Genomic DNA, 14867 nt, shown 5'->3' with positions numbered 1-14867 from the left:
TTCATGGGTCAGGCGAGTCAGCAGGCGCCCGGGCGCTACCAGCTCTCCCAGCTGGACGTCCTCGAGGCCGAGGCGATCTTCATCATGCGCGAGGTGGCCGCGGAGTTCGAGCGGCCGGTGCTGCTCTTCTCCGGGGGCAAGGACTCCATCGTGATGCTCCGCCTCGCGGAGAAGGCGTTCTGGCCCGGAGCCGTCCCGTTCCCCGTCATGCACGTCGACACCGGCCACAACTTCGACGAGGTCATCGAGTTCCGCGACCGCAGGGTCGCCGAGGCCGGGGTGCGCCTGGTGGTGGCCTCGGTGCAGGAGCAGATCGACGCGGGCAAGGTCTCCGAGCCCACCGGGCGCTGGGCGAGCCGCAACAGGCTCCAGACCTCCGCGCTGCTGGAGGCCATCGAGGACAACGGCTTCGACGCGGCCTTCGGCGGCGCCCGGCGCGACGAGGAGAAGGCCCGGGCCAAGGAGCGGGTCTTCTCCTTCCGCGACGAGTTCGGCCAGTGGGACCCCAAGAACCAGCGCCCCGAGCTGTGGAGCGTGTTCAACACCCGCATCGACCGCGGCGAGCACATCCGGGTCTTCCCGATCTCCAACTGGACGGAGCTGGACGTGTGGGCCTACATCCGGCGTGAGCGGCTGGAGCTGCCCTCCATCTACTTCGCGCACGAGCGCCGCGTCTTCGAGCGGGACGGCATCCTGCTCGCCGACTCGCCGATCATCCGGCGCGACGAGACCGAGGTCCCGTTCCAGGAGACCGTCCGCTACCGCACGGTCGGCGACCTGACGTGCACGGGGGCGGTCCGGTCCACGGCGGTGGAGATCGACGACATCATCGCGGAGATCGCCGCGACCCGGATCACCGAGCGGGGGCAGACCCGGGCCGACGACCGCGCCAGCGAGGCCGCGATGGAGGACCGCAAGAAGGAGGGCTACTTCTAGCCCGCCCGTCCCGCCGGACGCCTCCGGCACAGCCCCGGCCCCACCGGGCTCCACCATCCCTACGGACACCGGCGCCGCGGAACCGGCCGCCCGCCGACCGCCCGCCAGCCGACGGACGTTCCGGCGCGGGGCCACCGCCTCCGCCATCCGGTTGTTGAGCCGCCCACACTTCCCACATTGGACCAGGCAAGCATGAACAACGACATCCTGCGGTTCGCGACGGCGGGCTCCGTCGACGACGGTAAGAGCACCCTGATCGGCCGCCTGCTCTTCGACTCCAAGTCGATCTTCGAGGACCAGCTCGACGCCGTGGAGCGCACCAGCGCCGCGCGCGGCGAGGAGCACACCAACCTGGCGCTGCTCACCGACGGCCTGCGGGCCGAGCGCGAGCAGGGCATCACGATCGACGTGGCGTACCGCTACTTCGCCACGCCCCGGCGCACCTTCATCATCGCGGACACCCCCGGGCACATCCAGTACACGCGCAACATGGTCACCGGCGCCTCCACCGCCGACCTGGCGATCATCCTGGTGGACGCCCGCAAGGGGCTCCAGGAGCAGAGCCGCCGCCACGCGTTCCTCACCACCCTGCTCCAGGTCCCGCACCTGGTGCTGGCGGTCAACAAGATGGACCTGGTGGACCACTCCGAGGAGCGGTTCGAGGAGATCAAGGCGGAGTTCAGCGACTTCGCCACCAAGCTCGACGCCCGCGACCTCACCTTCGTGCCGATCTCCGCGCTGCACGGCGACAACGTGGTGACCCGCTCGGAGAACATGCCCTGGTACACCGGGCCCTCCCTCCTGCACCACCTGGAGAACGTGCACATCGCCTCCGACCGCAACCTCATCGACGCGCGCTTCCCGGTGCAGTACGTGATCCGCCCGCACAAGTCCGACGACCCCGAGCTGCACGACTACCGGGGCTACGCCGGCCAGCTCGCGGGCGGCGTCCTGAAGCCGGGCGACGAGGTCACCCACCTGCCCTCCGGCCTGAACACGCGCATCGCCAGGATCGCCACCGCGGACGGGGACGTCGCGGAGGCCTACTCGCCGATGTCGGTCACCCTCCTGCTGGAGGACGAGATCGACATCTCCCGGGGCGACATGATCTGCCGCCCCAACAACGCCCCGGCGGTCACGCAGGACCTGGAGGCGATGGTCTGCTGGATGACGGACGCGCGCAAGCTCACCCAGGGCTCCAGGCTCCTCGTCAAGCACACCACCCGGACGGCGAAGGTCGTCGTCAAGGACCTGCGCTACCGGCTGGACGTCAACACGCTGCACCGCGACGAGCAGGCGGACCACCTGGCCCTGAACGAGATCGGCAGGGTGCGCCTGCGCTCCACCCAGCCGCTGTTCGTCGACGAGTACTCCCGGAACCGGCAGACGGGCGGGTTCATCCTCATCGACGAGGCCACGAACACCACCGTCGGAGCGGGGATGGTCGTCAAGACCGACTAGGGTCCGCCCCTCCTCGGTCCCCCGGCGGCGGGGGACGGAGGAGGGGCGGACCGGGGACTCCGCAGCAGGGGGCCGCCTTCGGGCGGCCCCCTGCCGTGTTCCCGGGAACCCCCTCCGTCAGGTGTGGTCAGGACCGGTCCGGACCGGTCGAGGGGGAGCGCGGAGGCGCCCCCACCCGGGGCCGGCCCGTGTGCGGGGCGCCGGAGTTTTCCGAGACGAAGGCGGAGACATTCGGATTCTTACGAAATGGTTTCCGATCGTAAAACCCTGTTTCAGTGTCGGTGGTACCGGGTGTCGCGAGCGGTGGAGTGAATGGCGTTTTCCCACTACAGGGCTGTGTCCACGCGGATGCGCTGAGGCATGTGGGCAGGTCGGTGCGGTGCCGATCGCCCCGTGCGGCGGGGGTGGCGTGTTCGTTGGACGTAAAAAAACTTCGCCCTAACCCTGGCATAAAGGAGAGAAGGTTACTAAGGTAGCGAATCGCAGGAAGGGTGCAATCGAGTGAACACACTCGGTTATGCCTCACTGTGTACCTCCCACTCCCAAACCCCCAACAAGGAGAATAAGAGTGCAGAAGCACACCACTCGGCGTGTGGCGATCAGCGTCGCCGCTGCCGGTGCCCTCTCCCTCCCCCTCGCTCTCTCCGGCGCCGCCTCCGCGAGCGCCGACGAGCTCGCGCCCCTCTACACCAGCGACGCCGCCGCCGGCGGCGACTACTTCGTCGTCCTGGAGGACTCGCTCAGCGCCTCCTCCGTCAGCGCGTCGTCCCTCGGCATCTCCTCCGACCAGGTGAACCACACCTACGAGGAGGTCCTCAACGGGTACTCGGCCAGCCTGAGCGCCTCCGAGGTCCGGGAACTGCGGGCGCAGGACGGTGTCGCCTACGTCGAGGAGGTCGGCGTCGCGCACACCACCGTCACCTGGGGCCAGGACCGCATCGACCAGGAGGACCTCCCCCTGGACGGCTCGTACAGCACCACCGGTGACGGCTCCGGCGTCTCCGCCTACATCATCGACACCGGCATCGACGCCTCGCACCCGGACTTCGGCGGCCGCGCCTCGTCCGCGTTCGACGCGTACGGCGGCGACGGCGGCGACGGCAACGGCCACGGCACCCACGTCGCCGGCACCATCGGCTCCGACACCTACGGCGTCGCCCCCGGCGCCGACCTGTTCGGCGTCAAGGTCCTCGACGACAACGGCTCGGGCTCCTACGACGACGTCGTCGCGGGCGTCGACTGGGTCGCCGAGAACGCCGGTCCGAACTCGGTCGCGAACCTGTCCCTGGGCGGCCCGGTCTCCCCGACCCTGGACGAGGCCGTCAACAACCTCGCCGCGGCCGGCGTGTTCGTCGCCGTGGCGGCGGGCAACGAGGGCCAGGACGCCGGCAACGTCTCCCCGGGCGGCGCCGACGGCGTGGCCACGGTGGCGGCGTCCGACGCGACCGACACCTCGGCCTACTTCACCAACTTCGGCGAGGACGTGGACATCTACGCCCCGGGCGTGGACGTCGAGTCGACCGTCCCCGGCGGCGGGACCGACTCCTACGACGGCACCTCGATGGCCAGCCCGCACGTGGCCGGCGCCGCGGCGCTCTACAAGAGCAGCGTCGGCGACGACGACCAGGCGACCATCCAGGACTGGCTCGTCGCCAACGCCAGCGCCGACAAGCTGAGCGGCGTGCCCTCCGGCACCGTCAACCTCCTGCTCAACGTCACCGGCCTGTAGCCGGAGCGGCTGTGGAGACCCCGCGCGTCCACAGCCCGCCCCATGACGCCTGAGTGAGAGCACGAACGGCCCCGGTCGGGGCGTGACCTCCCCGACCGGGGCCGTTCGCCGTCTCCGGGAAACGACTTCCCGCCGGGGCCCGCCCCCCGGCGGGTCGTCGCGTTCCGATGTCGGATCGTGACCGGTGGTAATAGTCTGAGGGTGTGGATGACGGTTATCGGTTGGTGTTCGTCGGCGGCATGGGCCGGTCCGGGTCGACCCTCATCGAGCTGCTGCTCGGAGAGCTGCCCGGGTTCTGCTCGGTGGGCGAGATCGTGCACTTGTGGCGCCGGGGGCTGGTGGAGAACGAGAGGTGCGGCTGCGGCCGGCCGTTCTCCGAGTGCGGGTTCTGGACCGACGTGGGCGAGGAGGCGTTCGGCGGCTGGGGCCGCCTGGACGCCGGACAGGTGCTGCGGCTCAAGGACGGGGTCGACCGGACCCGGTTCCTGCCGGCCCTGCTGGACGGTGCGCGCGAGGGCCGCCTCTCCGCCCGCTGCGACCGCTACACGGAGCTCTACCACCGCCTCTACGCGGCCGTGTCCCGGGTCAGCGGCGCGCGCGTGATCGTGGACGCCAGCAAGCACGCCTCCCTGGCCGCGTGCCTGCGCCTGCGCTACGGCTCCCGGATGCGGCTGCTGCACGTGGTGCGCGACCCCCGCGCCGTCGCCCACTCCTGGGGCAAGAGGACGATCCGCCCGGACGCGAGCGAGGCCAGCAGCGAACCGGAGATGGCGAGGTACTCCGCCGGACGCGCGGCGGTCCAGTGGATGGCCCAGAACGCCGCGTTCGACGCCCTCGCCGGGCTCGGCACCCCCACCCTGAGGGTCCGCTACGAGGACTTCGTCGCCGAACCGGGCGCGGAGTTCGCCCGCATCGCCGCGTTCTCGGGCTACACGGGCGAGACCGGGGGCGCGGGCGGCCCGCTGGCGGCCGGGGGGAGCGGCCGGCTCTCCGGGGGCCACGCGGTGTCGGGGAACCCCATGCGGTTCACCGCGGGCCGGATCGGCGTGCGTGCCGACCACGGGTGGCGGGAGTCCCTGGCGCCCTGGCGGCGCCACCTGGTGACCGCGGTGACGGCCCCGTCCCGCAGGCGCTACGGATACTGAGGTCCCCGTGGCGGAACGGGCTCCCGTTCCCGGCGCGTCCGCGGCTTTCTCCCGCCCGTGTCCCGTGTCCCGGGGCTTGTGCCGTGGCGGGGTCCGATTTCCGAGGACGTGTCGCGTTGGGCCGGGTGAGGGTGTTGCGTGCCGAAATTGTAACGTATAGTAGTCAAGTGAACACTCTGGGTTGTGTTTCTTCTGGCTAGGGGGCTCGAAGTGGACAGGGGACCGGTACGGGCCATGGCGGCCGCGGGGGCACTCGCCCTCGCCATGACACTTGTCGGCGCCGCGAGCGCGCCACCGGGGGAGGCCGCGGCCCCCGACCGCCGGTCCGTCCCGCCCGACACGCCGTCCGAGGACGCGGCGACGTTCCTCGGACTGCCCGCGGCGACGGAGTACCGCTGCACGGTGTCGGAGATCCTGGAGCCCTCCTGCGGGGTCTGGTGGGGGGCCAGCCCCTACGAGAACCGGGTGGAGCAGCTGGAGCAGGCCGCCGACCGCGACATGGACATCGTGTACACCTGGCGCGGCATCGACCAGGCGGACATCCCCGGACGGCGCGAGCGGAGCATGGCCGCCGAGGGCAAGTTCGTGCACACCAACATCGAGGCCCGCCGCTTCACCCGCCCGGGACACCCGGCCGTCTCCTACGCGTCGATCGCCGACGGCGAGTTCGACGAGCAGCTGCGGTCCCAGGCGCGCGGCATCGCCGAGCTGGGCGTGCCCTACTTCGTCACCTTCGACCACGAGGCCGACGCCAACAGGCGCTACAACAAGCGCGGCACGCCCGAGGAGTTCGTGGCCTCCTGGAGGCACATCGTGGACCTCTACCGGGCCGAGGGCGCGGACAACGCCATCTGGGTGTGGAACGTGACCGGGTGGGAGGCCAACCTCGACCGCCTCCCCGGGCTCTGGCCGGGCAACGACTACGTCGACTGGATCAGCTGGGAGGCGTACAACATGTCCACCTGCGACGCCCAGCCGAACTGGACCGAGACCCACTCGTTCGAGGAGGCCCTGCGCCCCGCCTACGACTGGATCCAGACCGAGGGGCCCGCGCACGGCATCGACCCGGACAAGCCGGTGATGATCGGCGAGATGGGCACCACCGACATCGGGCCCCGCGAGACCCTGGAGTGGTACTCCGAGATCCCCGACGTCCTGCGCCGCTACGAGCGGGTGCGCGCGGTCAAGATGTGGGACAACGAGCTGACCCCGGGGTGCGACTTCCGCATCGGGGCCAACGAGTACGCCCAGCGGGGGTTCCAGCTGGCCGGACAGGACCCGTACGTGCGCCTGCCCGAGCGGGTGCGGCGCCTCGCGGAGGACGCCGCCCGGCGCGACTGAGGCCGGAGGCCCCGGGCGCCCCGCGGGGCACCCGGGGCGCGCGGCACGGGAAACGGGGCGGGCGCGGGCGGTCCGCCGGGGGGAGGCGCCTCAGCCCCCGACGGGCCGGGCCATGGACCAGGTCCTCGGACCGCCGTCCGGCAGGTCGTACTCCGCGGTCACGGCGAACCCCAGGGACTCGTAGAGGCCGACGTTGCCGTACGCGGAGGTCTCCAGGAAGGCGGGGACCCCGGCCGCGTCGGCCTCGCGCAGCCCGGCGGCGACGACCGAGCGCCCCAGACCCCGCCCCTGCGAGCCCGGGTGGACGCCGACCGTGCCCAGGAACCACACGGGTTCCGCCGGGCGGTGGCGGCCCATCTCCTCCTCGGCCGCGGCGTAGGCCGCGGCCCGATCGCCCGCGAGCTCCACGAACGTGGGCAGCAGGCGCTCCATGACGGCCTCCGCGCCGCCGGAGTCCGGGGTCGTCCAGACCGCGACGGCGTCCAGGCCCTCGGACACCAGGACCCGGCCGTGCGGGAGGCCGATCTCGGCGAGGAAGAGCCGCTGGAACTCCCTCAGCCGGGCCGCGTGGTCGTCGGCGGAGATGGTGTGGCGTGTGAAGGGGTAGTCCGCGAAGGCCGCGGCGAGCGTGTCCGCCGCCCGCTCCACGTCCCCGACCGCAGCTTCCCTGACCATGTGCTCCCCCGTCTCGTCCGTGTCCCGGACGGGCCCGGGACACGGCATACGAGGTTACACACCCCTCCCGCGCAGGTGGAGCGCGCGCGTGATCCACCCGGGCGGCACACCGCACACCACCAGCAGCGCCAGGTAGGCGCGCCCCTCGGCCGCCCGGTGCCGGAGGGTGGCGCCGATCCACCCGAGCGCGGCCCCGCGCCGGCCCGCCGACGCCTCCGCGAACGCGATCTGCCCGGCGACGCGGGCGTAGCCGCGCGGCACCAGCCGGAACTCGGGGTAGCGCTCCAGCAGCCAGCGCAGCGCCTTGGAGATGGTCTGCCAGCGGCCGGCGAAGTGGGAGCGGCGGTGCCACAGGACCCGTACGCCGGGCTCGGGGATGTTGCGGATGGGCGCGCGCCTGGCCAGCCGCAGCAGCAGCTCGTAGTCCTCGCCGTAGCTGCCCGGGATCTCCTCGCTGACCGTCCCGCACCCGTCGAGCATGGCGCCGCGGCGGATCAGGAACGTGGACGGGTGCAGCTCCGTCAGCCGCGACGCGAGCAGGTCGCCGAAGGTGACGCTGGTGCGGTCCAGGCTCCGCTCCGCCTCGACCCGGTCGTAGACCACCCTGATGCCGCAGCACACCATCTCGGTCCCCGGCTCGGCGCGCATGACCTCCACCTGGGCCCGGAGCTTGCCCGGCATCCAGGTGTCGTCGTCGTCGCAGAAGGCGACCAGCTCGGTGTCGGCCGCGAGCACGCCGGTGTTGCGGGCCCCGGCCAGGCCGGGGGTGAGGGTGTTGGTGACCACGCGCACGGGGCGCTCGCCGTCGGCGCGGGCCAGGGCGGGGTCGGGCTGGTCGTTGTCGAAGACCACGATCGTGGTGATGCGGCCCGGGTACTCCTGCTCCTCGACCGCGCGCAGGGTGCGGCGCAGCAGCTCGGGGCGGTCCCGGGTGGGCACCACCACGGTCACCTCGGGCCAGGCGCCGGCGGGCCGCACGACGGGTTCCGGTGCGCCGGGACCGGCGCAGGTGTCCGTCAGCAGGTCGATCAGCTCCCCCGCACGCAGCGCCGCCCGCTCCGGGCCCCCGTCGGCGGAGGGTCGGACGCGGAACGCCTCCGGCGAGGCGAGGGCCTCGTCGATGAGCGCGGACAGCTGCTGGGGGCTGGAGCAGGCGCGGACCCGGCCCGCCTGCTCCAGACGGCGGACGAAGAGGAGCTGGTGGTCGTCCACGTGCTCGCCCAGCTCGGGGTCGCGGGCGACGACGACGGGCAGGTGCCCGGCCCGGCGCGCCTGGACGATGGTCCCCGGACCGCCGTGGGTGACGACCACCTGCGCCTCCCGCATGCGGGCGCCGAGTTCGTCGCCGGGAAGGAAGGGCGTGCCCGCGGCGACCTCCGGCGCGGTGCTGTGACCGTGCTGCACCAGGATGCTCAGGTCCCGGTGGCGGCGGGCGTAGTCGTCGGTCCACCGGACCAGGCGGTCGAAGGCGTGGTGGTCGGTGCCGATGCTGACGACCACGTCGGGGTGGTCGCCGGCCTCGGGCCTCTGGGTCGGACGGGTGGTCTGTTCTGTCACAGGAGCGGTCCTACCGTGATGGCGGTCGGCATGAAGGTCCGCTGCTCCTCCCACTGGGTGAGGAACAGGCGTGTGAAGGGCCGGCACAGGCGCGCGGTGAGGGTCGGCGTGTCGATGCGGTCGTAGACCTCGATGTAGACGGTCGGGATCCGCAGCAGCCAGGCCAGGGCGAAGAACGGCAGGGCCACCCCGGCACCGGTCGTGACGACGGCGGAGGGGCGCCGTTCGCGCAGGACCCTGAGGGCCAGCCACGTGTTGCGCAGCAGGTTGCCGACGTCGCGCGTGGTGGGGTGGAAGGCCCAGTGCACCCGCTCGCCGTCGAGGGCGGCTTCGGCGTCGGGGGTCCGGAAGGTCACCCACGCGCGCTCGCGCCCCTGCCACCAGGGGCGGAGCGAGCACAGCTGGGTGAGGTGACCACCGCTGGAGGCCACCAGGAGAACCGGGGTTGCAGACATGTTGTCATCATTCCATAACTGAGAGTAGTCATGCGGATGGTCGGCGCCCCGTGCCGCGCGGGTCGCCGCGGCGCCCGGAGACGATCGGGCGCCGGGGCGCGGCCACACGGCACGCGGCCCGGGAAGGGCGGCTCCGGGGCAGGGCGCGCGGACCCCGGGGCCCGTACCCGAGCTGCCCGCGGCCCGAGGCCCCGGGGCGGGCGGCGCGGGCGCGGGGGACGCCCGAACCGCCCGCGACCGGGGCCGGCGGCGCGGTTCATCCGCGCGGGCGCAGGCCGAGAAGCCCCCTCAGCGACCACACCGTCGCCGCGTGGCCCAGGACGCCCGCGGTCAGGGCCGCTGCCGCCGCCGCGAATCCGCCGCCGGCCACCGCGTCCGCCAGCAGGGGCAGGGCGCCGAACCACAGCACGGCGCTGAGCGCGGCGGCCGCCACCGGCCGGCCGAACGGGTGCAGCACCACCTGTGACCGCAGCTGCCACAGCGGGAGCGCCTTGCGGACCAGGACCGCCGCGACCAGGGCCACGGCCGCCCCCGTGGCCCCCGCCCACGGCACGAGCGCCACGCACACGGCCACGTTCGCGGCCAGCGACAGCATGTTGTTCAGGAGGTTCAGCCCGGTGCGTCCCGTCATCGTCAGGATCAGGTCGCCCATGCCCAGCACGGACCCCAGCAGCTGCCCCGCGCACACCACGACCAGCGCCGTCGCCCCTTCCGCGTAGCCCGGTCCGAAGAGCCGCATCACCTCCGGGGCGAACACCAGCACCGACAGGTACAGCGGCCCTGTCACACACAGCAGCCACGCGGTCCCCGCCCGGTACAGGGACCTGATCCCCTCGTGGTCCCCCGTCGCCACCTGCTCGGCGAACCTCGGCTGGGCGGCGAACAGCACCGCCTGCGTGCCGAACTGGCCGACCACCATGACCCGGGTGGCGGCCGTGAACACCGCCGCGCCGGCCAGGCCGCTCAAGAGGGCGACCAGCACCACGCCGCCGCGCTGCACCCCCATCTGGGCGAGCCCGCCCAGCGCGCGGGGGAGCGCGAACGTCCAGAACTCCCGGGCCGCGACCGGCTCGGCCCCGGCGGCCCCGGGGGCACCGGCGCCCCCCGCCGGGGCGGGGTCCTCGCGAGCCTGGTCCCCCCGGTCCGCGCCCGCTCCCGGCCCGTGCCCCGGGCCCGCCCCGGGCCGCGCACCCCGCAGGATCCGCCCGAGCCAGAACCACGCCAGCGCCGCGGCGGGCAGGTACGGCCCCGCCCAGGCCAGCGCCAGCAGCCCGGCCGATCCCGTGACCGCGATCCCCGCCACGAGCCCCAGCTGTGCCAGCGGGCGGCCCACCCGGTCCACCAGCACGGTGCCGGCCATGTCGTGGTGTGCGCGCGCCGCCGCCAGCGCGGAGTCGGTGAGCACCGCGAACGGCAGGAACACCGCCAGCAGGCGGAGGTAGGCCGCGGCCTCCCCGCTCCCCAGGGCGCCGGCCATCGGCTCGGCGAACACCAGCAGCGCTCCCGCCAGGACGCACGCGGCGCCGACGGCGGGCCCCATGGCCAGCCGCAGCAGACGGGGCACGCCCCCGGGCCGGCCGAACACGCGCATCCTGGCGATGAAGTACACGAGCCCGTCCGGTGCGCCCAGGTTCGCCACGACCGCCGCGATCAGGAACACCGACGTCGCCGAGAACAGCAGGCCCGCCGTCTCCTGCGAGAACGCCCTGGTGATGGCCACGATCAGGAGGAGGTTCAGCCCGGCCCCGACCACGGCCCCCGCCATGTTGACGACGCCGCCGCGCAGGACGGGGCGCAGGCCCGCCCCCGGCCCGGCCGTCCCGCCCGCGTCCCGCCGGTCCGCGGTGTCGGTCACGCGCGCCACGAGGGTGTGCGCCCCCACCAGGCCGCCAGGCGGGCGTCGCTCTCGGCGAACCGCTCCGTCAGCTCCGCCCGCAGCCCCTCCGGCATCCCCGCGCGCTCGCGCGCGTTGTGCCGCCCCGGGGCCTCCCCCGGACCGGGGGGCAGCCCCAGGAACCGCTCGATCCCGGCCAGCGCACGCGCCGTCCCGTCGAAGAGGTCGGCGTGGTCCACCACGTGGATCCGGTCGCGCCCCAGGTGCCGCTCCATCCTGAGCAGCTGGTCCGCGTAGTGCCCGCGCGCCACGTACCCGTGGTGCTGGTGGGCGTGCGAGCGGTACCCCGGATCCCCGGCGAGGCGCTCCTCCTCGCCGGAGAGCCGCTTGGCCTCCAGCTCCACGGCGAGGGCGAAGGGCTCGGTCTCGAACCCGCGCGCCGACTCGTGCGCGTGCGCCGAGTACGCCCGCTCCACCGGGTCGCGCAGGATCACGACCACCCGCACCTCGGGCAGGGTCCGGGCGATGCGCTCGGCGGCCAGGGGGTGGAACAGGTAGTACGGGCTGGACTCGAACACCCTCACCCCGGGCCGCCCCCGGCGTGCCCGCAGGGTCGCGCGCAGGGGGAAGTGGGACCGGTACCAGTCCAGGCCGCGGCCGTACCCGGTGTCGAAGTAGTGGACGCCCTTGCGCAGGGTCGGGCCGGTCACGGCCGGGTGCCGGCCCAGGGCCTTGAACAGCGACGTGGTGCCCGCGCGCTGGGCGCCGCAGATCAGGAAGTCGGGAACGGCGCGGGCGGAGCTGGTCATCCCGCCCAGGCCGTCGGCCAGGGGCAGGAGGGCCCGCCGGGCAGGAGCTGCCAGGCGGTGGAGCAGTGCGGGGGAGGTGTTCCGCGGCATCGGGTGGTCCCTCTCTGGTCTGCGGATGTGGTGTCCGCCGGCGCCCGGCGGGCGGTTCCGGCGGCAGGCGCCGCGGACGTGCGCCGGTGCGGGCGCCGGCGGCCGTCGCGGCCCGGTGTCGGTGGCGTGTCGGCGGCGCGGTCCCCTCACCGCGCCGCCGCGCCGCCGCGCCGCCGCGGGGACGCGGGTCCCGGGTCAGGCGGGACCGGCGGCCTCGTGGGCGGCTCTCTCCTGGAGCCCTTCCAGCGCGGGGAGCAGCCAGTCGTCCACTGCCGCGAGGCGGCCGCCGCTCTCGGCCTGCCGGTCGTGCAGGTAGCGCGTGGCCAGGTCGATCAGGTACAGCGCCATGACGGTGGACACGGTGTGCGGGCGCAGCCCGGTCCCGGACATGAGCGGGTCGCGCAGCAGCCGCGAGCCGCTGTCCAGCCACTGGTGCACGCCGGGGTGGACCCCGGCCTGCACGCACTCGTTGAGGTCGTAGTGCAGGGCGTCGAAACCCGCCGGGGCGTCCAGGCAGAGCCGCTCCCAGTCCCACACGAACGCGCGCCGCGCCGTGCTGGCGATGTTCCACCGGGTGAGGTCGCCGTGCCAGGCCCCGAACGGCACGCGCACGTCCGGCAGCCGCCGCAGGGCGGCGCGCAGCGGTGCGGCCTCGGGCCGGGCGCCCAGCGCCACGATCCGCTCCTCCAGCGAGTGCCGGTAGGGGCTGGTGGAGAGCCTCAGCTCCCGCACGCCCGCCACCGCGGTGATCTGCGTGACACAGCGCAGCAGCTGGCGGCGGGTGGGCCGGTCCGTCTGCTCCCCGACCGGCAGGGCCTCCTGCACCAGCAGCGGGTGGCCGTTCCACTCCCCCTCGTAGAGCAGGCGCGGCACGGTCACGTCCCTCAGGGGGGACCCGGCGAGGTGCCGCAGGGCCCGCGTCTCGGCGCGCACCAGGCGCGAGGTCAGGTCGTTGACGGCGACCTTCGCGTAGCCGATGGTCCGTCCGCCCGGTGTGAGCAGGAGCAGGACGGGTTTGCGGTTGGCCCTGGGCGGACCGACGTGGATCGCGATGGACAGGTCGCGGTCGAGGGCGGCGGTGAGCGCGTGCTCGATCCCGGGGCCCGCGCCCACGTACAGGCGGTCGCGGAGGAGGAGCGGGGCCATCCCGGTGGCGAACGCCCCCGTCAGCAGCAGCGTGCGCGCCCTCTCCCGCAGCGAGTGCCCCTGCGCGAAGGACGTGATGCCGCGGGTGGCGGCCGAGCGGTTGTACGCGGGCAGGATGACCCGGGGGTTGTGGGCGCTGGGCACCGGCAGGTACTGGTTGCCGCGGTCGCGGCGGACCCGGCGCCGCATGCCCCTGTCCCCGGGCCCGAGCAGCCCCCCGCACGGCCACAGCACCGCGGCGAGGTCGGTCAGATAGGTCGTCTCGCTGTTCAACGCAGACCTCCGCGTGTGCGCGCGGCCCCGCGCCGCCGGAGTCCGGGCTCGCCGTCCCGCCACAGCAGGGCGACGGCGACCATGGTGACCGCCAGCGGGGACATCAGCGCGACGTAGAAGAACATGTACCAGAACAGCAGCAGCACGGTCAGCAGCGCGCCCTGTCCCACCGGTGAGGCCGTCGACCTGTAACGCCACGCGACCCACGCGAAGAACCCGGTGGAGAGGGCGGCGCCCACCCAGCCGGTCGTGATGAGGGTCATCCAGAGCTGCCCGGCGTTGCCGATGACGTGCTGGCCGCAGCCGGGGCACTCCGACGTGGGGCCGACCGCGATCGAGTCCGGGCTGCCCTGGGACTCCCTCGTGGTGCCCCACCCCATGACGGGCGACAGGTCGGCCGCCTCCACGGCCGCGGCGTTGGTGGCGGCCCGGCCGTCGTCGCTGTGCGGGGTGTCGGCGCGCGCCCTGACCACGTCCGCGAGCGGCGACGCCGCCAGGACCAGCAGCGCGGCGACGGCGGCTGCCGCGCAGGTCCCCACGAGCACCGCCCGGCCCCGGCGCAGCGCGAGCGCGGCGCCGTAGGCGAGGGAGAGCGCCAGGCCCGCCCACAGCGCCCGGTTGAGCGAGTACACGGCGGGGACCACCGCCAGGGCGGCGGCCGCCGATGCGCCCCAGCGGATCCAGCCGGTCCCCTGGACCACCCAGCCCACCACCAGCCACACCAGCAGCAGGGAGAGCATGTACCCCCAGATGTTGGTGTACTCCCAAGGGGCCTTGGGGCGGGCCGAGTCGTATCCGAAGATGTCCATGACCTGTGCGGACGCGGGATGGACGAGGGCCTGCATGTACGCGTCGGAGGCCAGCCCCGGCGGCAGCAGGTACTCCAGCGGCGCGGTGAACTCGAACCGGGGCGCCGCCATCCCCAGGTAGCCGCCGGCGATCGTGGCCAGGCAGAGCACCGACAGCGCCGACACGACGGCCCGCGCGGGCAGCTCCCGTTCGGTCAGGTTGCCGACGTAGAGCAGCAGCACGGTCAGCACGAGGTAGTTGACCACCCTCAGGAGGGCGCCGCCGTAGCCCCCGCTGCCCGGGACCGTGCCGGGCATGTCCAGCGGGACGAGGAGCAGGCCGAGCAGCGACCACACCAGGAACAGGGCCCAGAGCCAGAACCCCGGCGGGACCCGCAGCCCCGCCGTCCGGTGGCGGCGGACGAGCTCGGCGGCCATCGGCACCGCGAAGAGCCAGTACGCGAACTGCCCCATTCCCAGCGCCCACCAGAGCGGGTACCCGGCCAGCAGCCAGACCACGGGGCGCCCGGCGGCGCCGGGGGCGTCCGCGCCGGGCAGGGGACCGGTTACGGACGCCCGGGCGGGACCCGGTACCGTCCAGGGGCCCATGGGAACGGTCGCGGACGCC

At 73.8% G+C, this 14867-nt stretch carries 12 protein-coding genes; 5 read left to right on the top strand and 7 right to left on the bottom strand.

The genetic code is table 11. The features are described from left to right. Positions 1-3 precede the first annotated feature (3 nt). The 5 genes from cysD to ACFQBR_RS19005 all read left to right on the top strand — a co-directional run bounded on the left by cysD (position 4) and on the right by ACFQBR_RS19005 (position 6612). On the top strand, positions 4-936 hold the full coding sequence (cysD, locus tag ACFQBR_RS19025; protein ID WP_267948123.1) for a sulfate adenylyltransferase subunit CysD: 933 nt from the start codon (positions 4-6) through the stop codon (positions 934-936). Positions 937-1128: 192 nt separating this feature from the next. After that, positions 1129-2397, top strand: coding sequence for a sulfate adenylyltransferase subunit CysN (gene cysN, locus ACFQBR_RS19020; protein ID WP_267950246.1), 1269 nt, complete (start codon positions 1129-1131; stop codon positions 2395-2397). 568 nt (positions 2398-2965) lie between these two features. Further along, on the top strand, positions 2966-4126 hold the full coding sequence (locus tag ACFQBR_RS19015) for a S8 family peptidase (RefSeq protein WP_267948124.1): 1161 nt from the start codon (positions 2966-2968) through the stop codon (positions 4124-4126). A 239-nt stretch (positions 4127-4365) separates the two neighbouring features. Then, positions 4366-5271, top strand: a complete 906-nt coding sequence (locus ACFQBR_RS19010) for a sulfotransferase (protein ID WP_344178949.1) — start codon at positions 4366-4368, stop codon at positions 5269-5271. Positions 5272-5505: 234 nt separating this feature from the next. Beyond that, positions 5506-6612: a glycoside hydrolase family 26 protein gene (locus ACFQBR_RS19005; RefSeq protein WP_378554040.1), complete on the top strand. Its 1107-nt coding sequence runs from the start codon at positions 5506-5508 to the stop codon at positions 6610-6612. A 90-nt stretch (positions 6613-6702) separates the two neighbouring features. Here the strand turns inward: ACFQBR_RS19005 and ACFQBR_RS19000 are convergent, their stop codons facing one another. From ACFQBR_RS19000 to ACFQBR_RS18970, 7 genes are all read right to left on the bottom strand, one after another. Then, entirely contained in the window at positions 6703-7287 is a 585-nt protein-coding gene (locus tag ACFQBR_RS19000) for a GNAT family N-acetyltransferase (RefSeq protein ID WP_267948126.1), read from the bottom strand. Positions 7288-7341: 54 nt separating this feature from the next. Further along, the gene (locus ACFQBR_RS18995) at positions 7342-8844 is read right to left on the bottom strand and encodes a glycosyltransferase (RefSeq protein WP_267948127.1); all 1503 of its coding nucleotides are present in this window, start codon (positions 8842-8844) and stop codon (positions 7342-7344) included. Then, a complete protein-coding gene (locus ACFQBR_RS18990) occupies positions 8841-9299 on the bottom strand; it encodes a UDP-N-acetylglucosamine--LPS N-acetylglucosamine transferase (protein WP_344178907.1) in 459 nt (152 codons plus the stop codon). Before ACFQBR_RS18990 ends, ACFQBR_RS18995 begins: the two co-directional genes overlap by 4 nt. A gap of 256 nt (positions 9300-9555) precedes the next feature. Beyond that, complete coding sequence (locus ACFQBR_RS18985; protein ID WP_378553978.1) at positions 9556-11181, bottom strand: lipopolysaccharide biosynthesis protein; 1626 nt, start codon at positions 11179-11181, stop codon at positions 9556-9558. Next, entirely contained in the window at positions 11151-12032 is an 882-nt protein-coding gene (locus ACFQBR_RS18980) for a sulfotransferase (protein ID WP_267948130.1), read from the bottom strand. The genes ACFQBR_RS18985 and ACFQBR_RS18980 overlap by 31 nt, the downstream gene beginning before the upstream one ends. A gap of 195 nt (positions 12033-12227) precedes the next feature. Next, positions 12228-13451: a phosphotransferase gene (locus ACFQBR_RS18975; protein WP_344178901.1), complete on the bottom strand. Its 1224-nt coding sequence runs from the start codon at positions 13449-13451 to the stop codon at positions 12228-12230. Further along, a complete protein-coding gene (locus tag ACFQBR_RS18970) occupies positions 13448-14848 on the bottom strand; it encodes a ligase (protein WP_378553975.1) in 1401 nt (466 codons plus the stop codon). The genes ACFQBR_RS18975 and ACFQBR_RS18970 overlap by 4 nt, the downstream gene beginning before the upstream one ends. Positions 14849-14867 lie beyond the last annotated feature (19 nt).

Origin of the sequence: Nocardiopsis tropica (genome assembly GCF_042660575.1) — a bacterium.
GTDB classification, from domain to species: Bacteria; Actinomycetota; Actinomycetes; order Streptosporangiales; family Streptosporangiaceae; genus Nocardiopsis; species Nocardiopsis tropica.
The sequence above is the reverse complement of the archived record's forward strand: the minus strand, read 5'-3'. Positions and strand labels throughout refer to the sequence as shown.